Below are 19,393 nucleotides of genomic sequence, written 5' to 3'. Positions count from 1 at the left end.
CCCGTGGTAGTGCCGGCCGCTGGCCGGCAACCTCAACAGCAACGGCAACGGCCGATTTCCTGCGGGGGTCGGATCCCGTTGCTGCGCAACGGTCTCTGACCCCACTCCAGAGAGATCTCTGGATCAATCGATGGAACGCAAATGCTGGATTACTTCGCGGTCCTCCGCCGCACCCAATACCCCACGCCCAACAGCACGAACCACACCGGGCTGGCGACCAGCGCCTGGCGGGTGTCGGCCTGCAGGCTCAGCAGCACCAGCACGGCGGCGAAGAACACCAGGCAGGCCCAGCACATGGCGACGCCGCCGGGCATCTTGAAGATCGAGGCGGCGTGGCGTTCCGGGTAGCGGCGGCGGTAGGCCATGTAGGCCACCAGGATCAGCGACCAGACGAAGATGAAGAGCACGGTGGCCAGCGTCGTCACCAGGGTGAAGGCGGTCACCAGGTTCGGGATCAGGTAGATCAGCAACGTGCCGCCCAGCAGGCACAGGCACGAGAACAGCAGGCCACGGGCGGGCACTGCGGCGCGCGACAACTTCGACAACCCGCGCGGTGCGTGGCCCTCTTCGGCCAGACCGTACAGCATGCGGCTGGTGGAGAAGATGCCGCTGTTGGCCGAGGACGTGGCCGAGGTCAGCACCACGAAGTTGATCAGGCTTGCCGCGGCAGGAATGCCGGCCAGCACGAACAGCTGCACGAACGGGCTCTTGTCCGGCACCACCTGGCGCCACGGGGTGACCGCCATGATCGCGATCAGCGCCAGCACGTAGAAGATGATGATGCGCACCGGGATCGAGTTGATCGCCTTGGGCAGGTTGCGCTCGGGGTCTGCGGTTTCAGCGGCGGTGGTACCCACCAGCTCGATGCCGACGAAAGCGAACACCGCGATCTGGAAACCGGCGAAGAAGCCGACCAGGCCCATCGGGAACATGCCGCCGTCATTCCACAGGTTCGACAACGACGCGGTGTGGCCACTGGGCGAGGTGAAGCCCCACGCCACCAGCCCGGCGCCGGTGATGATCAGTGCACAGATCGCCACGATCTTGATCAGCGCGAACCAGAATTCCATCTCGCCGAACAGCTTCACCGTCACCAGGTTCAGTGCCAGCAACAGCAGCACGCAGGCCAGTGCCGGTATCCAGGCATCCAGCCCAGGGAACCAGAACTGCGCGTAGGCGGCAATCGCGATCACGTCGGCGATGGCGGTGACGATCCAGCAGAACCAGTACGTCCATCCACAGAAGAAGCCGGCCCAGGGACCGAGCAGATCGGTGGAGAAATCGATGAAGGATTTGTACTGCAGGTTGGACAGCAGCAGCTCGCCCATCGCGCGCATCACGAAGAACAGCATCGCGCCGATGATCAGGTAGACGAAGACGATGGACGGGCCGGCCAGGCTGATGGTCTTGCCCGAGCCCATGAACAGGCCGGTGCCGATGGCACCGCCGATGGCGATCAGCTGCAGGTGGCGGTTGGACAGGCTGCGGCGCAGGTGCTCGGGGGGCGTTGCGGGCTCGGTCATGGGCGTGCATTGGGGCGGGCGAAGCGTTCGACGTTAGTCCTCCCCGGCCCGGAGCGCCAGCGCTGGACGGCCCGATTGCGTCAATCATGGTCGCTTTCATCACATTGTGACCGAATACCGGATTCGTCCCATTCCGCCCGGCCCGGCGTCATGCTCAGATAGCCGCACCTGCCCAAGGATCGGCCCGACCATGTGCCCTGCCCTGCCCGCCCCGCTGGAGCTCCGGCCTTGAGTCGGCTGCGCGTGATCATTGGTGGCACCGCGCTGGCGCTGCTGGCCGCGGCCGTGCCGATCGCGGTGATGGCCTATGCCACCTGGGACCGTGCAGTCAGCGTCGAGCAGCAGCGGCTGCGCGACATCGCCGGTCGCGCGCTGCGCCGCGCCGACCAGTCCTACCAGGAAGCGCTGGCGGCACTGCAGTCGGCCGAGGTCGGCGCCCACGACGCCTGCGGGCCCGAGCATATCCGGCGCATGCAGACACTGGTGATGACCTCGCCGTCGGTCGACCAGATGGGCTACTTCGAGGGTGGCAAGCTGCGCTGTACGTCGTGGGGGCCGTTCCTGTCCGACGTCAACCAGCCCAAGGCCGACCACGTCACCAGTGATGGCGCCGGCATCGCCGTGGATGTGCGCCCCGAGGCCAGCGGACGGCGCCAGGTCCTGTCGTTCCTGTACGGCAACTACGACGTGCTGGTCGATCCGCGCCGCTTCGTCGATGTCATCGCCGACCCGAACGTGCGCCTTGCCCTGGCCAGCCCCGATGGGCGTCTCCTGGCCAGGCAGGACGGCATGGATCCGGCATTGCTGGAGACCCTGCTGCGCGCCCCCGATGAAGGCCTGGACCACCACACCCTGTATGCCACCGCCCGCAACGAAGAGTGGTTGGCGATCGCGACCATGCCGCGTACCGCGCTTGCCGCGACCTTCCGCCAGCAGGCGTGGCTGTTCGTGCCGATCGGCGTTCTGCTGGCCGCTGCCGGTGCCGGCCTGGTGATCTGGCTGTCGCGTCGCCGCCTGTCCCTGCGCGGCGAGCTGGCCACAGCGATCCGCCGCCGCGAGCTGTACCTGCACTACCAGCCGATCATCGAGCTGGATACCGGCATCTGCGTCGGCGCCGAAGCGCTGGTGCGCTGGCAGCGCCCGGATGGCACCCAGGTGCGGCCGGACCTGTTCATTCCGCTGGCCGAAGAGGCCGGCATGATCGGCGCGGTCACCGATCTGGTGATCGAGAACGTGGTGCGCGACATGCGTGAACTGCTGGTGGCCGACCGCAGCGCGCACATCGCGATCAACCTGGCCGCCGAAGATATCAGCAGCGGCCGTGCGCTGAAGATGATCTCCAAGCACATGGCCGGCAGCGGCATCCTGCCGCAGCAGATCTGGATGGAGGCCACCGAGCGCGGCTTCCTGGATCTGGACCGCGCCCGCACGATGCTGGCGCAGGCGCGTCGGGCCGGGCACAGCGTGGCCATTGACGATTTCGGCGTCGGCTTCTCCAGCCTGCAGTACCTGGAACAGCTGCCACTGGACGCGTTGAAGATCGACAAATCATTCATCGATGCGATCGACACCGAGAGCGCCACCAGCCCGGTAACCCCGCACATCATCGACATGGCCAAGGAGCTGGGCCTGTGGGTGGTGGCCGAGGGCGTGGAGACCGAGGCACAGCTGGCGTATCTGCATACCCGGAAGGTCGAGTTCGCGCAGGGTTGGCTGTTCTCGCGGCCGCTGCCGCGGGATGAGTTCGTGGTGTTCCATCACAAGCGGCAGCAGCGCTATGGCGCGGCGCGGGAGCACATGCAGAATCCGCGCAGCGTGCCGATCGAGCGTGAGGGGATCGAGTAGGACGGCCAACGGCGGAGCCCCTCGTGGTGAGTCGCGTACAGTGGATCCATCAGTTGGGGCCGGGTGGATGGGTCGCGCAGGGGGCGCTGCAAGTACGTCCATGTAAGCTCGGTCGCCGCATCCATGCGGCTCACGCCCCTGCGCAACCCATCCACCCGGCCACGGACACATTGCGGCGGCGTCCCACCACGGAATCAACAGAAGAAAGCAAAAGCAAAAGCAAACGCGGGTCGCTGCGCTCGGCAGATCCACGCCATGCGTGGATGGCGTGGACCACGGTAGTGCCGGCCGCTGGCCGGCACCTCGGTAACGTCTGGTCTGCGCCTACGCCCAGGCCTTCGGCCGTGCCAACAGCCACGCCGCGCTCACCGCCAGCAACAGCAACGGCAACCAGCCCAGCTGGCTCGGGCCGCTGACCTGCAACAGCACACCGCCTGCTACGCCACCGGCGGCAATCGCCAGGTTCCAGCCGGTCACCAGCATCGACTGCGCCAGGTCGGCAGCAGCACCGGCACGGCGTGCGAGCGCGGTCTGGAACAGGGTCGCAACCGACCCGAACGCCACGCCCCACAGGATCGTTGCCAGCAGCAGCGGTGTGGCCTGTCCTGGCCACAACAGCAGGGCCAACACCGGAAGAATGAAACCGATCACGGCCGCCCACACCAGCGTGCGCAGATGACGGTCCACGCCCCAACCGGCAATGCCGATACCAACGATGGCAGCCACGCCGAAGGCCAGCAGCAGGCGGTCCAGCCACGGGCCGGCGCCGGCCTCCACCGCCAGCGGTTCGATGTAGGTGTACAGCACGTTGTGCGCCAGCACGTACAGCACCATCACCGCCAACGCGCTGCGCACGCCGGGCATGCGCCACACCGTACCCAACGACGTGCGCTGACCGGCCGCGGCCGCCGGTAACGCCGGCAATGCCCAGCGCGCGTACGCCAGCAGGCCGACCCCCAGCACGCTCATCAACGCGAACGCCCAGCGCCAGCCGATCTGCTGGCCCAGCAACGTGCCCGCCGGTACGCCCAGCGACAGCGCCAACGGCGATCCAACCATCGCCACCGCAATTGCCCGGCCCTGCAGCGACGGCACCACCATGCGCGCCGCGTAGCCGGCCACCAGCGACCACAGCAGGCCACCACTCACACCGGCCAGGAAACGCGCGGCCAGGATCAGCGGATAGCTGCTGCTCACGGCGGTCAGCGTGTTGACCACCACGAAGCCGGCAATGGCGGCCAGCAACAAGGGGCGTCGCGGCAGGCGCTGGGTCAACGCGGTCATCGGCAGTGCGGCCATCACCGATCCCAGCGCGTACACGCTGACCAGCTGGCCCACCGCCGCATCACTCACGCCCAGGCTCTCGCCCATCGGCCGCAGTACACCGGCCGGCAGGGTTTCGGTCAGCAGGGTGATGAAGCCGCCACCTGCAAGCGCCAGCAGGCCGGCCCACGGCAGGCGTGTAGCTTCGCCGGCAGGACTCGCCGCATCAATGGCATGGCCGCTCATCGCGCAGCCTCCAGATCGGCGTAGACCGCGTCACGCAGCTCATCAACGAAGGCACCGTCCATGCCTTCGTACAGGGTGTTGGTCAGCGCCACCACGCTCAGCCCACGCGCAGGATCGACAAACCAGCTATGGCCGTAGGCACCGCCCCAGCGCCAGGTGCCTTCGCTCTGTGGCGTGCCACTGGCGGCGGCATCGCGCAGCACCGCAAAGCCCAGCCCGAAGCCCCAGCCGGCCGGTTCCGGCGGCCCCTGCTCGCCCACCTGCGGGGTGGCCATCGCCGCCACCAGCGCGGGCGGCAACAGATTCGAAGCTTGCACATCGCGCAGGGCCTCCAACACCGCCATCACCTCGTCGGCGCTGCCAATCAGTCCAGCACCGGCCGAAGGGAAACGGCTGGCATCGGTAGCACGGGCGAGGCTGTACTCGATGCCGACGGTACCCTCGAATGGAGCGACCACCTCGCCTTCCTGCAGGCGATGCGGCTGCGGCGCGTCGGTGACATAGGGCGTGGCCAGCCGTGCGGCATCGTCGATGGCAAACGCGGTATCGCGCAGGCCCAGCGGCGTGGCCAACAGGCGTGCGAACAATGCCTGCAGCGTTTCACCAGTCGCGGCTTCAGCCACGGCGCCCGCGACGTCCACGCCCAACGAGTACAACCATTGGCTGCCCGGCGCGAACAGCAGCGGCGCCTGCGCGATGCGATGCACGTTGTCGGTCAGCGTCAGCGGATTCGCATCCATGCCATCGCTGACGCCGGCCTGTGCGTACGGGCCATCCGCATCGGCTTCGAGGAAGCGGTAACCCAGCCCGCTGCTATGGCTGAGCAGTTGGCGCAGGCTGATCGGCGGCGTGCTGCCATCGGCCAGCGCCGGGCGGAAGTCCGGCAGCCAGCGCTGTACCGGCGCATCCAGGTCCAGCACGCCTTCGGCTACCAGGCGCAGGATCACCGTGGTCAACAGCGGCTTGCTGACCGATGCCAGCCGGAACAACTGGTCGCGCAGCATCGGCGTGGCCGACTCGCGATCGGCCAGCCCGGTCGCGCTGGCGTGGCGCAGCACACCGTGCTCGCGCACCAGCACTACCGTACCGACCAGGCGCTGTGGGTGGACCTGCTGCAGCAGCCGCTGCACCGACGGCAGCGTCGGCGCAGGTGCAAGGGAAGGAACAGCGTTCATCGCGGTGATCCGTGGGGAGAGGCCCGCCACGTTAGGCACCACGCCCTCGTGCAAAAAGCCGGTTGCGGCTCCGGGCATCATGGACCCTGCAGTCCGCAATCGGCATGATGGCCGGAACTGCAAGGCCGCAACGGGCTCCACACCACTTCGCACCACAGTGTTGCGATGGCGGAGCCGTCCGCTACAGCCGCGCCGACCTACCCTGCCGCTTTCATTGCCCGCACGCCCATGTCAGTCCTGGACAACCTCGCCAATCTGCAGACCTTCGTGCACGCGGCCGACACCCGCAGCTTCGTCGAGACCGGGCGCCTGCAGGGCATCTCGGCCTCGGCCGCGGGCAAATGCGTTGCCCGGCTGGAACAGGCACTGGGCGTGCGCCTGTTCCACCGCAGCACGCGCAGCATCACCCTCACCGCCGAGGGCCAGCTGTTCCTGGCACGCTGCCGGCGCATCCTCGACGAACGCGATGCCGCACGCACCGAGCTGGCGCAACCGCATGCCGCACCGAGTGGCACGCTGCGCATCAGCCTGCCGCTGGTGGGCGATCTCACCCTGCCGCTGATGGCCGAGTTCATGACCGCGTATCCGGACATCCGCCTCGACCTCGATTTCTGCGACCGCCTGGTCGATGTCATCGAGGAGGGTTTCGATGCCGTGCTGCGCGTCGGCGAGCCCAGCGACTCGCGCATGAACGCCCGACGCCTGGGCGTGTTCCCACGCCGCATCGTCGCCTCGCCGGCGTACCTGCAGCGGCGCGGCACGCCGCGCACGCCGGCCGATCTGATGCAGCACACGCTGCTGCACTATCGCTTCCCCAGCACCGGCAAGCTGGAACTGTGGCCGATCCACTGGCCCGACCATGAAACACCGCAGGAACTGCCGGTACACATGGTGGCCAATACCATCGAAGCGCGGGTGGCGCTTGCATTGCGCGATATCGGCCTGGCCTTCGTGCCGGTGCACTCGGTGCGCGATGCACTGGCCGACGGCCGGCTGCTGACCGTGCTCGACGAGCATGTGCACTCCTGCGGCATCTTCCACCTGCTGTGGCCCTCCGGCCGCCACGTGCTTCCGAAGCTGCGGGTATTCATCGACTTCGTCAGCGCGCGCCTGGAAACCGTGCCGTAGGCCGGTAGATCCGCGCTCGATGGCCGTGCCACGTAGAGTCGAGCTTGCTCGACTGCTCCTCAAAAGCAGTCGAGCAAGCTCGACTCTACAATTCGCATGCCCTGCGGGCGGTATAATCTCCCCTCATCCCTCCCAGAGGCTCGCGACCAATGCGCCATTGATGCCGCCGTCTTCGCAACAGACGGCCTGACTCTTCCCGCCCCTGCGCGCAGGGGAGAACCCGGCATCCATGGAGGTCGCATGACCCCGCATTCCCTCACGCTCGATCGCGTGTCGTATCGATTGGCCGACGGCCGCCCGCTGTTTTCCGATCTGACGTTTTCCTTCGAACCGGTCGCCACCGGCCTGGTCGGTGCCAATGGCGCTGGCAAAAGCGTGCTCGCACGCCTACTGGCCGGGCGTCTGTCGCCCGATAGTGGCCAGGTGCGTGGCAGTGGCCGCGTGTTCCTGTTGCCGACACCCGGTTATCCACCCGCCGGCACGGTCGGTGAACTGGCCGGCGTCGGCGCGGAACTGGCCGCACTGCAACGCATCGAAGCCGGCAGCGTCGATGAGGCCGACTTCACCTGCCTAGGCGAGCGCTGGGACCTGCGCGAACGCCTGCAGCAGCAATGGCGTGCGCTGCAGCTTCCCGACGACCTCGATCCCGCCCAGCCGGCCGCGCGCCTCAGTGGCGGCCAGGCCATGCAGGTGGCGCTGTCCGGCGCCTGGGCCAGCGGTGCCGACTGGCTGATCCTGGACGAACCCAGTAACCACCTCGACGCACGCCATCGCCAACAGCTGTACGAACAGTTGCAGCAGTGGCGCGGTGGCCTGCTGGTGATCAGTCATGATCGCGAACTGCTGGGCCGCATGCAGCAGATTGTCGAACTCGATGGGCGTGGCCTGCATCGCTATGGCGGCGCATGGCAGCACTACGCCGACACACGCGCCGCCGAACGTGAAGCCGCCACCGCCCAGCTTGACCATGCGCGTGCGCAGCACCGGCAACAGCAACGCAGCGCGCGCGAACAACACGAACGCCAGCAGCAACGCCAGGCACGTGGCAACCGTGATGCGAAGCAGGCCAACCAGGCCCCCATCCTGCTCGGCCGGCAGAAGCAGCGCGCCGAGGCCAGCCACGGCCGCGCGCAGCAGGTGCAGGCCGAACGCCTGCAGGCCAGTGCAGAGCAGCTGCGCGCAGCGGCGTCGGCGGTTCATGCGGCACCGGAACTGGCGCTGTTTGCCACCGATGGCGAGCGTGGCAGCGCACGCCTGCTGCAGGTACAGGATCTGGTCCTGCCACATGGCTGCAGCGCACCATTGCAGCTGGAGATCCGTCGAGGGCAGCGCATCGCCGTGGTCGGTGACAACGGCAGTGGAAAATCAACCCTGCTGCGTGTGCTGGCCGGCCAGCTGCCGGCGCGCAGCGGCATCGTGCAACGGCATGCGCCACTGGCTCTGCTCGACCAGCAGCTGCTGGGGCTGTCCGGCGAATGCAGCATCCTCGACAGCGTGCAGGCCGCCAACCCGAGTGCCGACCCCGGGGAGCTGCGCACGCGCCTGGCCCTGTTGGGTCTGGACGCACAACGCATCCAGCGCCCCGCCCGCAGCCTCAGCGATGGCGAACGGGTGAAGGGCACACTGGCCAGTGTGCTCTACGCCGATCCCGCGCCCCAACTGTTGCTGCTGGACGAGCCCGGCAATGCACTGGACCTCAGTGCATTACAGGCGCTGGAAGAACTGCTTGCGGCATGGCCGGGCGCACTGGTGATGGTCAGCCACGACCGGCACCTGCTGCAGGCGTTGCGGCCGACCCAGGTGCTGCACGTGAGCACCGAGGGCTGGCAGTGGCATGACGCCTTGTAGATCCACGCATGGCGTATCGACCCGGGGTAGTGCCGGCCGCTGGCCGGCAGCCCAGGAAACCTCAATGCACCGTCAGCGCTTCCACACCGGGAACGCCTGTGGCATCTGCTGCCACAGCAGCGGCCCCGCCCGCAGCTCCTGGTCATTGAGCAGGCACGCATCCAGCTCCGCGCGCACCGCACGCTCATCCATGTGCACACCAATCACCACCAGCTCCTGGCGGCGATCACCCCACAACGGGTGCCACAGCCGCTGCATCGCCGTGTGCGCGGCTGCATCCGGAAACTCTTCCAGCCCCGGCAACGGTGCGCTCCAGCAATCGGCCTGCTGCCGCGCCCAGCCAAGGTCGCTGTAGGGCAGCGGTGTCGGCGGCAACAACGGTGCGGTGTCTTCCAGGCCGGCACGCACGCGGTCGCGCGCGGCATACCAGAAACCCGCCGCCTGCGTCCGCGTCGCGGCGCCCACGGTGTTCAACTCGCCTACCCAATCCATGCGGTTGGCCAGCCAGAACCAGCCCTTGCTGCGGATCACGCCGGGCATGCCGGACTGCAGCGCGCGGGCGAATCGCGCGGGGTGGAACGGACGCCGCGAACGGTAGACGAAGCTGCCGATGCCGTACTCTTCGGTTTCCGGTGTGTGCTCGCCACGCAGCTCCTTCACCCAACCCGGCGCGCGTTGCGCACGCTCCATGTCGAAGCGGCCGGTATCCAGCAGCTCGGCCAACGGCACATCACCGAAGCTGGACAGCAGCAGCTTCGCATCCCGGTTCAAGCCACGCAGTACCGCCAGCGTGTCCTGCAACACTTCGTCATCCACTTGGTCGATCTTGCTGACCACGATCACGTCGGCGAACTCCACCTGCTCGCACAGCAGGTCGACCACACCGCGATCATCGTCCGGCCCGGCCTGCTGGCCGCGCTCGGCCAGGCGCAGGGTCGAACCGAAGTCGGCAAGGAACGCGCTGCCGTCGACCACCGTCACCATCGTGTCCAGCCGCGCGATATCACTCAGGCTGAAGCCGTGCTCGTCGCGCACCGCGAACGTGGCCGCCACCGGCATCGGTTCACCGATGCCCGTCGATTCGATCAACAGATAGTCATAGCGGCCGGCCTCGGCCAGGCGCTGCACTTCCTGCAGCAGGTCGTCGCGCAGGGTGCAGCAGATGCAGCCGTTGCTGAACTCCACCAGCGTCTCTTCGGTGCGGCGCAGCTCGGCGCCACCTTCGCGCACCAGCTGCGCATCGATGTTGACCTCACTCATGTCGTTGACGATGACTGCCACGCGCAGGCCCTCTCGGTTGCGCAGGATCTGGTTGAGCAGGGTGGTCTTGCCGGCCCCAAGGAAGCCGGACAGCACGGTGACCGGAAGGCGACGGTCGGCGCGGGAAACAGTGTTCATGTCGGAGCGGGTTGGCTGCGGAACGGAAATGTTACTGTATAACAGTTGCCGCGCAAGGAACCTCCCCTGATGAAGTCGCCTTCTGCCGCCCTGCTCGATGCCGGCGCGGTCGCCCTGTCCAGCCTGTGCCTGCTGCACTGCTTGGCGTTGCCCCTGCTTGCCGCCGCGCTGCCGCTGTTCGGCACCTGGGCCGAAGCGGAATGGGTCCACCTGCTGTTCGTGGCCATCGCCCTGCCACTGACCGGCTACGCGCTGTGGCGGGCCGAGCGCCGTCACCCACTGCCCGTGCTGGCCTGGGCCACCGCCGGCGCCGGGCTCGGCCTGCTGCTGGCCGGCGCGCTGGCCTTGCCCTCACATGACTGGGAAACGCCGATGACGGTCACTGGCAGCCTGCTGCTGGCCGCCACGCATATCTGGAACGCGCGGCACCGGCACGGGTAGTGCCGGCCGCCGGCCGGCAACCGCATGAGCTTCGGACGCCACGGGTAGTGCCGGCCGCTGGCCGGCAACTGCATGAGCTTCGGACGCAACCTGCAGTTGCCGGCCAGCGGCCGGCACTACCCCTGCTATTTGCCGTAGCGGCGCAGCAGCTCCACCAGCACCGCAGCCTCGTCCGCCCGCTGCTGCGGGTCATCGGCACCCACTACGTGTTCCTGCAGATGCTCGTGCAGCAACTCCATCAGCAGGCTGTGGGCGGCACCGCGCACCGCGGCGACCTGCACCAGCACGCCCGCGCAGTCCCCCGCTTCCCCCTCGGGCTTGTCCAGCGCCTGCTCCAACGCCGCCACCTGACCCGCGATACGGCGTACCCGGGTCCGCAGCTGCTTTCGATTCTTATGTACATGGGCCATGGCGGGATCATATACCCTATGGGGGTATCCACTCCAGCTCCCGCCGCCATGCACTTGGACGCCCTCGCCGCCGCCCGTCGCCACGAACACCGCTTCGACGACGGCAACCCGCTGGCTGAACGCAATACCCGCCGCGCCCTGTGGCTCACCGTCAGCATGATGTTGGTGGAGATCGTCGGCGGCTGGTGGTTCAACTCCATGGCCGTGCTCGCCGACGGCTGGCACATGAGTTCGCACGCGCTGGCGCTGGGCCTCTCGGTGTTCGCCTACCGCTGCGCGCGCCGCTACGCGCACGATCCGCGCTTTGCCTTCGGTACGTGGAAGATCGAGATCCTGGCCGGCTACACCAGCGCCATCGCACTGCTTGGCGTCGCCGCGCTGATGGCCGTGCAATCGCTGGAACGGCTGTGGGTGCCGGCACCGATCCATTACGACGAAGCCATCGCCATTGCAGCGTTGGGCCTGGGCGTGAATCTGCTCTGCGCCTGGTGGCTGCACGACAGCCCGGGCCACGCGCATCACCATCATGGGCATGGGCATGACCATCATCACGGGCACGACCACGATCACAGCCATGCGCACGGTCACGACCTCAACCTGCGCTCGGCCTACGTGCACGTGCTGGCCGACGCCGCCACCTCGGTGCTGGCCATCGTCGCCCTGCTTGGCGGCAAGCTGCTGGGCCTGACCTGGCTGGACCCGGTGATGGGCCTGGTCGGCGCCGTGCTGGTGACGGTCTGGGCGATCGGCCTGCTGCGCGATAGCGGCCGCATCCTGCTCGACGCGCAGATGGATGCACCTGTGGTGGCCGAAGTACGCGAAGTGATCGAACAGGGCCCGTGGCCGGCACGCCTGGCCGACCTACACGTCTGGCAGGTGGGTCGCGGCAAGTACGCGGTCAGCGCCAGCGTGGTCACCAGCGACGTCAGTCTGGATGCCGATACCGTGCGCAACGCGCTGGCGATTCATGAGGAGCTGGTGCACGTGACGGTGGAGATTCACCGCAGCGCCTGACCCGCATCCGGTAGTGCCGGCCGCTGGCCGGCATGGCATGCTCCGGCCGCCGCTGACCAGTAGAGCCAGGCCATGCCTGGCTGCGTTGCCCACAAGTCGAGATCCTATGTTCGTGGTCAAGCCTGCTGGAAGCAGGCTTGACCCACCTTCAGCATGGCCGGATCGAAGTCCCGGCCGCTTTTGAAGACACCCCAGGCGATCCTGGCCAGCTTTCTGGCCAGGATGTTGAAGACGGCGGTGCTGGGGTGACCGCGTTTTGACAGCTCGTCGTAGAGCGGTTGCCCCTGGCGACACCGCTTGAGCCCCATTGCGGCCATGTAGAGCATCTGGCGCAGCACTGGCGCGCCCTGTTTGGACAGCCGACGCCGTCCCGTTCTGCCGCCAGACTCGTTAGGCCGGGGATCCAGGCCCGTGCAGGCGATCCACGCGTTGGCGTTGGCCAACGGCCAGCGCGTCATGTAGTAAATCAGGTGAGCGGCGACGGCAGGGCCGATACCAGGGATGGTCAACAGGCGCTTGTAGAGCGCGCCATGCTCTCCATCGCGACCCAAGCGCTGCAGTTCGCTTTCCAGCTCGGACAGCGTCCCAGCCAGAGCGCAGAACAGATCTGACAGCTCCCCGGGGGCACTTTTGCTTACCCCGAAGGATTGCTCCAGGCGCGCGCGTGTCTTTACCAGCGTCTGCCGCTTGCGCAGCAAATCGTGCATCTGCTGCTGCTCATCGGTACGCGGTACGTATTCACGCAGGCGATCGTTCTCCTTCTTCACGTACCGGGCGATCGCTTCGGCGTCCATGGCGTCCGTCTTGCCACGCGAGCCCGTCGCCCGGCCGTAGTGCTTGATCAGACGTGGATTGATCACATAGACAACGTGGCCTGCCTGGCCAGCCATCCGAGCCAACAACTCGTAGTACCGCCCCGTCGCCTCCATGCCAATCCGGCATCGCTGGGGCAAGGTGTTGAGCCACTGGGCTATGCCGGCCCGGGTGTTGGCGATCCTGTCGCCGGCCTTGCGGTCGGCCACTGCCGGTACGAACTCCTTGGAGTCCACGTCCACGCCAATATCGAGAGAATCAGACATTTGTACGGCTCCCAGCTATCTTTAAGGGGCTGGGGTGGTACCGCACCGACGTTAGCTTGCCTACATCGACGATCCCCTTTGGGGGCCGTACGATCCTTTATCGACGTTCGTGTGCGGGATGGGGATCGCTCGACTCGTCTGTCGGCTAGTATCCGCAGATGCATGCTTGACGGTCCCTCCACCCTGGCTCCTACATACCTCGTAGGAGCCGGGAGGAACATACAAGCATGGCTCGACTCTACAACTACAGCTTCAACATCATCCGCAGCAGGTACATCAGCAGCGGCAGCGCGCTCAGCACTGCACCACCGATGCCGATCCACGGCCAGCGCTCGCCGCGCACGCGCGAAGCCACCGCCAGACCGCAGCCCACCAGCGCCGCGCCCAGCACCCCCACGCCCAATCCCGCAGCCATGCCATTGCCGCCTGCGGCCACCGCCGCCTGCGCAGCGAGGCTGCCCGCGCCCCAGCCCACCACGATCCCCAGCCAACTGGCCACGCCGCACCACGGTGCCTTGTCCTTCGCCATCCGAAAACCCCTGTGTCCTTGCCGAATTTCTGTACGGACCACGCCCGTGCACTGCCTACACTAGCCGCACCTGCCCCGTCGGGACATCCCATGCGCACGCTCCGCCTGCTGCTGCCCGGTGCCCTCCTGCTGCTCACCGCCTGCAGTGGTGATGCCGGGCTTCCTTTCAGCGCCGACCCGTTGCAGGGCTGCTTCGCCACCGGCGCGCGCAAACCGGCCGATTTCCGCATCGACAAGGAAGGCGGCCAGTACTTCGTCTCCTTCAGCCGCGGTGACCAGTGGCAGCGCGAACCCAACGCCCTGCACAAAGCCACCCGCAGCGAGATCAGCCGCTACTTCCGCGATGACGCCGAGCAGATCGACAGCGCGTTGATCCGCATGGCCGGTGGCTTCGGCATCTTCCACTTCAACAAGGGCGCGACGCTGAAGGGCAAGGCCAGTGATAGTGACTACATGGCGCTGATGCTGATCGGGGCTGGGCCCGTATACGCGGTCAAGTGCCCGTAAGACGCAATGATTCTGATGGCGGCTCAGGGCAATATGAGCACATCCTGTCTTCTTTGAGGAGCGATGCCAATGCTGCTGTTTCTGCTGCTTGCGTTAAGCGCGCCGAAGACCCAGGGTGCCTATGACGAAGTCCGGGAACTGCCCGACGGCCAGACACTGATATTGCGCACCCTGGACTGGGATCTCGGCGATGGTCGCCACGAGCGCGTTACCGTGCATTGGCTGCTGCAGGAAGACGGCAGCCTGCGCTACGACTTTGATCGGCAGCCACCGGAAACCCAGGAGGTCCACCGTCAGTCGTGCGCGCGAGTAGGCATGCAGCCGTCGCGTGGCGTCGGCGTGATTTCAGGGGAAGGAACCACACACGGCTACAGCTGCACCAGCCAGCGGTAGCGCCGAGCCCACGCTCGGCTCCGCCATGCCGGCACCCACGCGTGGCGTGGATCTAGCGCAACAGCAGCCACACGTGGCCCCGGCAACAGCTGCGGTACCATGCCCTCCCCCGAACCGCCCCGGTACCCGCCGTGCCTCATTACACCGGCCCCCTGCTGACCCGCGACAGCGCTGACACCCTGCGCCGTGCCCATGACAAGGGCGCTGCTGAATGGCAGGGCTCGCTCGACCTGGGCCTGAGCCAGGACAGCGTGGCCCTGAACGCCGACGGCTTCTACTTCCGTGGCCAGCGCTACCCGTGGCCGGGCAAGTTGAAGGACCGCACGCTGTACTACTGGGACGGCGAGGACTTCGCACCGATCTCGCGCTACAGCGGTTCGCTGATCAAACTGGTGCCCACCGAATGGGGCGCACCGACCTTCGAGATCGACGGCATCAAGATGCTGCCGACCTCCAAGCTGTCACCGTTCGAGGATGCGCGCCGCAAGGTCGAGCTGGTCGCCCCGGCCGGCAAGGTCATCCTCGATACCTGCGGCGGCCTGGGCTACTTCGCCGCCTGCGCGCTGGAGGCCGGTGTCGGCCAGATCCGCTCGTTCGAGAAGAACGCCGATGTGATGTGGCTGCGCACGCTCAACCCGTGGTCGCCGGATCCGGACTCGGCCGCCGCCGGGAGCCGTCTGCAGTTCAGCCACGGCGATGTCTCGCAGCAGATCGAGCAGGTGGCAAGCAACAGTGTCGACGCGATCCTGCACGACCCGCCGCGCTTTGGCATCGCCGGCGAGTTGTACTCGCAGGTGTTCTACGACCACCTCGCCCGCGTCATCCGCAAGGGAGGGCGCCTGTTCCACTACACCGGCGCGCCGAACAAGCTGACCAGCGGCCGCGACGTGCCGCGCGAAGTGGCCAAGCGCCTGGAAAAGGCCGGTTTCAAGGCCGAGCTGGCGCTGGACGGCGTGCTGGCCGTCAAGCGCTGAGCTTCATTCCGAGTCAACCTTCGCCAGCTTCATCACCCACTTCGGCACTTCCGGTTCACCGGCGTAGAAGTCTTTCGGCTTCTTCTCGGCCATCGCCCAGCGGTGCAGCCAGCTCGGGCCATAGCGACCGCTGTAGCCCTCGGCGCCACGCCCGTAAGCAGGATCGCGCATCGCCTCATCCAGTGAAATGAAGCGATAGCCGCGCCGCTTCGTCGCCGCCACCAGTTCGGCGAAGGTGGCTGCATTGAGTTCGTTGGCATGCATCAGCCACACCTGCGGCAGCGCGTAGCCCAGCAGCGCCTGCGACTGCTTCTCGTAGTAGTCCAGCTTGTTCAGCATGTAGGGCACATAGCCCTTGCGCAGCTGCGCCAGCATCGCCTCGCGCGCCGGGGAATCAGGCTGCTCGTTCATCACGTTGGCATAGGCGAAGGCCCACACCCACTCACCGTTGTCGACCGTCACCGGCGCCACGCGGTAGCCATGCTGCTTGAAGAACACGTCCATCTCCGCGCGTTCTTCCGGTGTGCGTCCGGCACGCAGATAGGGATGGCGCATCCACTGCGGTTTCAGTCCGCGCTCGGCCAGCAGCGGCCGCAGCACCGTTTCACCACGCAGAAAATCCTGCTGGAACGCAGGCCCCCCCCTGGCGTTCAGATCCATGTGCGAATAGGTGTGGTTGCCCAGCACATGCCCGGCGTCCAGCCAGTCGCGCAGCATCTGCACCCGCGCGGGCTGCACGTGTCCGTTGATCTCAAGCTTGTTCTCGTTGACGAAGCCGACCACCGGCACCCCCGCCTGGCGAAGCTGGGCCATCAGCGCTTCGTGCCGCGATTGCAGGTCCGGCGGAACGATCTCGTCCACCCGCGCCCACGGCAGGTCGTCGATGGTCATCGCGATCCGGCGATCCACCTCGGCGGCGTGTACCGCCAACGAACACAGCAGCAATGGCACCGCACGCAGCAACCAACGCATCAGCACATCCTTGCAGGGGTGAAGTGCTGACTCTAGCGCGATTGCGGACGCGCGGCCGGTCCCACACCCGCTATAGGCCGGGCGACTGCACCTGACGTTCGCGCACGATCGCCCGCCACAGCATGAATCCCGCAGCCATCGCCATCAGCATCAACGCGACCAGCACCAGGGCAAGATCATCGAGATTGCGCAGCAGCGGTGCATGCTCATGGGTGAGGATCTCGAACACCACCTGCTGCGCCTGTGCCAGCGGCAACCGGCCCTGCTCGCCCAGCTCCACCAGGCACGCCGCTGGGGACAGCTTGGCCACGCCAGTCCATGCCAGGTCGTACAGGTGCAATGCCCTGAGGGCCAGCGCCAGGATCGCGGCGTGCAGCGCCATCAGCCCCCAGTTGGCACGTCGCAGGCGTTCCGACAGGCGGCCCAGCCGGTAGACGCTGATCGACATCGCGCCCAGCAGCGCCAGTACCACGCCCGCCATCGGAATCCACTGCAAGGGTTGCCACGGTGCAAGCGCAGTGGACCGCGCCAGCAGTTGTTCGGCCACCTGCATGCGCGCGACAGGGTCGGGCCCACCGCATGCATCATCCACCGGCTCCAGCAGCAGTCCCACACGGTAGTGGAAGAAGCCGACTGCAAGGGCTACCGCCAGCAGCGCCACCACCTGCAGTGCCAGCAGGATCGGGCCAGGACCACAGATACGACAGAAGCGGGTAGCAGCAGAGACCATCGGTTCATCCATGACAACAAAGGACCATCCTAACCAAGCGCCCTGTGCTTGTCGGCTGGCGGATACGACAACCGGCGCGCGGTCCCGGTAGGATGTGGATGAGCATGGATGGTCGTATGTAGAGGTGTTGTGGATGGTCACGCTGTATCTGTGGGTGCGAACGCTGCTTCCGCTGCTGGCGTTCGTGATCGCCTGGATGCTGCTGTCGCGCCTGATCAAGGCCCGCGTGGCGCGCCTTCCACGGGTTCCCTTGAACCTGCCCGAGCACAGCAGCAGCCCGCGCAGGAAGGACCGGCGCATCTACGCGCGCAAGCTGCGGCGAAAGCCAGGTCTGCGTACCGCAACTCGCCCGGCCTCCGCGCCGCGCAGCTGGAACCTCGCAGCGGTGTTCGTTTCGCTCTTCACGTTGATCGCCACCGTGCTGGTCGTGCCGGATGGCGCGCGCTTCCAGGTCATGGTCGAGAGCATCACCGGCTACCCGGCTACGATTGCTGAAGTACATGTTCCCGCTGCCGGGCAGCCCCTCGTACTGCAGGCGTGGCAGCCAGCACTGGCGCAACTGTCGCGGCCGGTAACGATGCGCTACCTGATCGGACGCACCGGCGGCGAGCATGATGCGCACGCCATGCTACCGGTACAGGTGAGGCATCAGGGGGATCGCCTGCAGGTGGCTACGGCAGTGCCGGTGGATGCCGAGCTGCTGCGTGCAGAGCTTGCGCGCTTGGCGGGGCTGCCGACGGAGGCAATCACCGTCCGCCAGCGCGAGATCTCACCCTGGCTGGAACCCGGCTGGAAGCCCCTGGTCGACCTGTAGAGTCGAGCCCATGCTCGGCTGCTGTTGCAGTAGATCCACGCCATGCATGGATGGATGCAGAGCGGAGTCGAGCATGGCTCGATTCTACAGATCACGATCCGCGCGGCAGCTTCGCGGCCCACATGTTGTCCACCAGATTGGGATAACGCCGCCCGTTCTCTTCCGCGCGCTGCCGGGCTGCCTCCTTCTGCGCAGGCGACAACGGCTGCGACGTCTGGCCCTTGGGATTGGGCTTCTTCCACGGGGGCGTCTTCGGTTCACGCATGGGCGCAGCTTACTGCTTCAGAAAGTTCAACAGCGCCAGATTGAAGTGATCCGCATGACTGGTGTTGCAGCCATGCGGCGCGCCTTCCAGGATCACCACCTCGCTGCCCGCAATCGCCTCATGGGTGCGCTGGCCGGAGCCCTCGAACGGCACGATGGCGTCACTGTCACCGTGCAGGATCAAGGTCGGCACCGTGATCTTCTTCAGGTCATCGCGGAAATCGGTAGTGGCAAACGCCTTCATGCAGCCCAGCGCCGCCACCTGGTCGGATTGATGGCACAGCGCGATCGCCGCCTGACGCGTCTCTTCGGTCACCATCAACTGGCCGTTGGCGCTGAAGAAATCGCGGGTGAAGCCATCGAAGAACGCCTCACGATCCTTCTCAAGACCGCTGCGCATTTCATCGGCCTTTTCCTGGGTGAGCGGGCCATCCGGGTTGTCATCACTGCGCAGCAGATACGGCGGCACCGCCGCTGCAAACACCACGCTGTGCAGACGGTCCTGCCCATGATTGCTCACATAGCGCGCCACCTCACCGCCGCCCATCGAGAAGCCGACCAGGCTGACGTCGTGCAGGTCACGCTCCTCGATCACCCCGGCCAGGTCCGCTGCCAGCGTGTCGTAGTCATAGCCCTCGGCCGGCTTGTCGGAACGGCCGAAGCCGCGCCGGTCGTAACTGATCACCCGATGCTGCGCATCGCGCAGGATCGACACCTGTTGTTTCCAGGCATCGGCAGACAGCGGCCAGCCGTGGATCAGAATGATCGGGCGGCCGTCACCACCGGTGTCTTCAACGTGCAGGCGGATGCGGGAAGCAGGCATGGGAGCTCCTGTGGAAG

At 66.8% G+C, this 19,393-nt stretch carries 20 protein-coding genes; 9 read left to right on the top strand and 11 right to left on the bottom strand.

Annotated features, from left to right (window positions below):
- Positions 1 to 149: 149 nt before the first annotated feature.
- Positions 150 to 1,523: a D-serine/D-alanine/glycine transporter gene (gene cycA, locus ACZLHH_RS02395; RefSeq protein WP_049399140.1), complete on the bottom strand. Its 1,374-nt coding sequence runs from the start codon at positions 1,521 to 1,523 to the stop codon at positions 150 to 152.
- A 228-nt stretch (positions 1,524 to 1,751) separates the two neighbouring features.
- Here cycA and ACZLHH_RS02390 point away from each other — a divergent pair, with 228 nt between their 5' ends.
- Positions 1,752 to 3,368, top strand: a complete 1,617-nt coding sequence (locus tag ACZLHH_RS02390; RefSeq protein ID WP_049461408.1) for an EAL domain-containing protein — start codon at positions 1,752 to 1,754, stop codon at positions 3,366 to 3,368.
- A gap of 324 nt (positions 3,369 to 3,692) precedes the next feature.
- Here ACZLHH_RS02390 and ACZLHH_RS02385 read toward each other — a convergent pair whose 3' ends face one another.
- Both ACZLHH_RS02385 and ACZLHH_RS02380 read right to left on the bottom strand, forming a co-directional pair.
- Positions 3,693 to 4,877, bottom strand: a complete 1,185-nt coding sequence (locus ACZLHH_RS02385; protein WP_049461436.1) for an MFS transporter — start codon at positions 4,875 to 4,877, stop codon at positions 3,693 to 3,695.
- On the bottom strand, positions 4,874 to 6,052 hold the full coding sequence (locus ACZLHH_RS02380; protein WP_049461438.1) for a serine hydrolase domain-containing protein: 1,179 nt from the start codon (positions 6,050 to 6,052) through the stop codon (positions 4,874 to 4,876). The genes ACZLHH_RS02385 and ACZLHH_RS02380 overlap by 4 nt, the downstream gene beginning before the upstream one ends.
- A 228-nt stretch (positions 6,053 to 6,280) precedes the next feature.
- Between ACZLHH_RS02380 and ACZLHH_RS02375 the strand changes: the two genes are divergently transcribed.
- Both ACZLHH_RS02375 and ACZLHH_RS02370 read left to right on the top strand, forming a co-directional pair.
- Positions 6,281 to 7,180, top strand: coding sequence for a LysR family transcriptional regulator (locus ACZLHH_RS02375; protein WP_049461440.1), 900 nt, complete (start codon positions 6,281 to 6,283; stop codon positions 7,178 to 7,180).
- A gap of 240 nt (positions 7,181 to 7,420) precedes the next feature.
- The gene (locus tag ACZLHH_RS02370; RefSeq protein ID WP_049461442.1) at positions 7,421 to 9,028 is read left to right on the top strand and encodes an ATP-binding cassette domain-containing protein; all 1,608 of its coding nucleotides are present in this window, start codon (positions 7,421 to 7,423) and stop codon (positions 9,026 to 9,028) included.
- 72 nt (positions 9,029 to 9,100) lie between these two features.
- On the opposite strand, the gene ACZLHH_RS02365 is transcribed toward ACZLHH_RS02370, so the two are convergent.
- Positions 9,101 to 10,426, bottom strand: coding sequence for a GTP-binding protein (locus ACZLHH_RS02365; RefSeq protein WP_049461444.1), 1,326 nt, complete (start codon positions 10,424 to 10,426; stop codon positions 9,101 to 9,103).
- A gap of 69 nt (positions 10,427 to 10,495) precedes the next feature.
- On the opposite strand from ACZLHH_RS02365, the gene ACZLHH_RS02360 reads away from it, so the two are divergent.
- Complete coding sequence (locus ACZLHH_RS02360; RefSeq protein ID WP_014645760.1) at positions 10,496 to 10,867, top strand: MerC domain-containing protein; 372 nt, start codon at positions 10,496 to 10,498, stop codon at positions 10,865 to 10,867.
- Positions 10,868 to 10,992: 125 nt separating this feature from the next.
- On the opposite strand, the gene ACZLHH_RS02355 is transcribed toward ACZLHH_RS02360, so the two are convergent.
- Complete coding sequence (locus tag ACZLHH_RS02355; RefSeq protein WP_049461446.1) at positions 10,993 to 11,277, bottom strand: metal-sensing transcriptional repressor; 285 nt, start codon at positions 11,275 to 11,277, stop codon at positions 10,993 to 10,995.
- A 48-nt stretch (positions 11,278 to 11,325) separates the two neighbouring features.
- On the opposite strand from ACZLHH_RS02355, the gene dmeF reads away from it, so the two are divergent.
- Positions 11,326 to 12,291, top strand: coding sequence for a CDF family Co(II)/Ni(II) efflux transporter DmeF (gene dmeF / locus ACZLHH_RS02350; RefSeq protein WP_049461449.1), 966 nt, complete (start codon positions 11,326 to 11,328; stop codon positions 12,289 to 12,291).
- A 116-nt stretch (positions 12,292 to 12,407) separates the two neighbouring features.
- On the opposite strand, the gene ACZLHH_RS02345 is transcribed toward dmeF, so the two are convergent.
- Positions 12,408 to 13,370, bottom strand: coding sequence for an IS110 family transposase (locus ACZLHH_RS02345; RefSeq protein ID WP_228355044.1), 963 nt, complete (start codon positions 13,368 to 13,370; stop codon positions 12,408 to 12,410).
- 244 nt (positions 13,371 to 13,614) lie between these two features.
- Positions 13,615 to 13,899, bottom strand: a complete 285-nt coding sequence (locus tag ACZLHH_RS02340; RefSeq protein ID WP_032130412.1) for a hypothetical protein — start codon at positions 13,897 to 13,899, stop codon at positions 13,615 to 13,617.
- Positions 13,900 to 13,989: 90 nt separating this feature from the next.
- On the opposite strand from ACZLHH_RS02340, the gene ACZLHH_RS02335 reads away from it, so the two are divergent.
- The 3 genes from ACZLHH_RS02335 (at position 13,990) to ACZLHH_RS02325 (ending at position 15,773) form a co-directional block, all read left to right on the top strand.
- Entirely contained in the window at positions 13,990 to 14,406 is a 417-nt protein-coding gene (locus ACZLHH_RS02335) for a hypothetical protein (protein WP_049399133.1), read from the top strand.
- A 69-nt stretch (positions 14,407 to 14,475) separates the two neighbouring features.
- Positions 14,476 to 14,799, top strand: coding sequence for a hypothetical protein (locus tag ACZLHH_RS02330; protein ID WP_049462916.1), 324 nt, complete (start codon positions 14,476 to 14,478; stop codon positions 14,797 to 14,799).
- Between the two features lie 131 nt (positions 14,800 to 14,930).
- On the top strand, positions 14,931 to 15,773 hold the full coding sequence (locus ACZLHH_RS02325) for a class I SAM-dependent methyltransferase (protein ID WP_049462917.1): 843 nt from the start codon (positions 14,931 to 14,933) through the stop codon (positions 15,771 to 15,773).
- A 3-nt stretch (positions 15,774 to 15,776) separates the two neighbouring features.
- On the opposite strand, the gene ACZLHH_RS02320 is transcribed toward ACZLHH_RS02325, so the two are convergent.
- The gene (locus ACZLHH_RS02320; protein WP_049462918.1) at positions 15,777 to 16,745 is read right to left on the bottom strand and encodes a polysaccharide deacetylase family protein; all 969 of its coding nucleotides are present in this window, start codon (positions 16,743 to 16,745) and stop codon (positions 15,777 to 15,779) included.
- Between the two features lie 70 nt (positions 16,746 to 16,815).
- Positions 16,816 to 17,475, bottom strand: a complete 660-nt coding sequence (locus ACZLHH_RS02315) for a hypothetical protein (protein WP_478478754.1) — start codon at positions 17,473 to 17,475, stop codon at positions 16,816 to 16,818.
- A gap of 133 nt (positions 17,476 to 17,608) precedes the next feature.
- Here ACZLHH_RS02315 and ACZLHH_RS02310 point away from each other — a divergent pair, with 133 nt between their 5' ends.
- Entirely contained in the window at positions 17,609 to 18,289 is a 681-nt protein-coding gene (locus tag ACZLHH_RS02310) for a hypothetical protein (RefSeq protein WP_049462920.1), read from the top strand.
- Positions 18,290 to 18,380: 91 nt separating this feature from the next.
- On the opposite strand, the gene ACZLHH_RS02305 is transcribed toward ACZLHH_RS02310, so the two are convergent.
- Positions 18,381 to 18,554 carry a hypothetical protein gene (locus tag ACZLHH_RS02305; protein WP_097048477.1) on the bottom strand — a complete coding sequence of 58 codons (174 nt, stop codon included), beginning with the start codon at positions 18,552 to 18,554 and terminating at the stop codon, positions 18,381 to 18,383.
- A gap of 9 nt (positions 18,555 to 18,563) precedes the next feature.
- Positions 18,564 to 19,376 (bottom strand): alpha/beta fold hydrolase, encoded by an 813-nt coding sequence (locus ACZLHH_RS02300; protein ID WP_049462921.1) that lies wholly within the window; start codon positions 19,374 to 19,376, stop codon positions 18,564 to 18,566.
- Positions 19,377 to 19,393: the final 17 nt, after the last annotated feature.

It is taken from the genome of Stenotrophomonas sp. 28608_Sma (assembly GCF_056486185.1).
The sequence above is the reverse complement of the archived record's forward strand: the minus strand, read 5'-3'. Positions and strand labels throughout refer to the sequence as shown.

Bases quoted from the DNA above. Each gene is read 5' to 3' on its own strand.
- ACZLHH_RS02375 (WP_049461440.1), top strand. From the start codon at position 6,281: ATGTCAGTCCTGGACAACCTCGCCAATCTGCAGACCTTCGTGCACGCG.
- ACZLHH_RS02310 (WP_049462920.1), top strand. From the start codon at position 17,609: ATGGTCACGCTGTATCTGTGGGTGCGAACGCTGCTTCCGCTGCTGGCG.
- ACZLHH_RS02380 (WP_049461438.1), bottom strand. From the start codon at position 6,052: ATGAACGCTGTTCCTTCCCTTGCACCTGCGCCGACGCTGCCGTCGGTG.
- ACZLHH_RS02370 (WP_049461442.1), top strand. From the start codon at position 7,421: ATGACCCCGCATTCCCTCACGCTCGATCGCGTGTCGTATCGATTGGCC.
- ACZLHH_RS02320 (WP_049462918.1), bottom strand. From the start codon at position 16,745: ATGCGTTGGTTGCTGCGTGCGGTGCCATTGCTGCTGTGTTCGTTGGCG.
- ACZLHH_RS02335 (WP_049399133.1), top strand. From the start codon at position 13,990: ATGCGCACGCTCCGCCTGCTGCTGCCCGGTGCCCTCCTGCTGCTCACC.
- ACZLHH_RS02330 (WP_049462916.1), top strand. From the start codon at position 14,476: ATGCTGCTGTTTCTGCTGCTTGCGTTAAGCGCGCCGAAGACCCAGGGT.
- cycA (WP_049399140.1), bottom strand. From the start codon at position 1,523: ATGACCGAGCCCGCAACGCCCCCCGAGCACCTGCGCCGCAGCCTGTCC.
- ACZLHH_RS02355 (WP_049461446.1), bottom strand. From the start codon at position 11,277: ATGGCCCATGTACATAAGAATCGAAAGCAGCTGCGGACCCGGGTACGC.
- ACZLHH_RS02305 (WP_097048477.1), bottom strand. From the start codon at position 18,554: ATGCGTGAACCGAAGACGCCCCCGTGGAAGAAGCCCAATCCCAAGGGC.
- ACZLHH_RS02365 (WP_049461444.1), bottom strand. From the start codon at position 10,426: ATGAACACTGTTTCCCGCGCCGACCGTCGCCTTCCGGTCACCGTGCTG.
- ACZLHH_RS02345 (WP_228355044.1), bottom strand. From the start codon at position 13,370: ATGTCTGATTCTCTCGATATTGGCGTGGACGTGGACTCCAAGGAGTTC.
- dmeF (WP_049461449.1), top strand. From the start codon at position 11,326: ATGCACTTGGACGCCCTCGCCGCCGCCCGTCGCCACGAACACCGCTTC.
- ACZLHH_RS02300 (WP_049462921.1), bottom strand. From the start codon at position 19,376: ATGCCTGCTTCCCGCATCCGCCTGCACGTTGAAGACACCGGTGGTGAC.
- ACZLHH_RS02360 (WP_014645760.1), top strand. From the start codon at position 10,496: ATGAAGTCGCCTTCTGCCGCCCTGCTCGATGCCGGCGCGGTCGCCCTG.
- ACZLHH_RS02385 (WP_049461436.1), bottom strand. From the start codon at position 4,877: ATGAGCGGCCATGCCATTGATGCGGCGAGTCCTGCCGGCGAAGCTACA.
- ACZLHH_RS02340 (WP_032130412.1), bottom strand. From the start codon at position 13,899: ATGGCGAAGGACAAGGCACCGTGGTGCGGCGTGGCCAGTTGGCTGGGG.
- ACZLHH_RS02315 (WP_478478754.1), bottom strand. From the start codon at position 17,475: ATGGTCTCTGCTGCTACCCGCTTCTGTCGTATCTGTGGTCCTGGCCCG.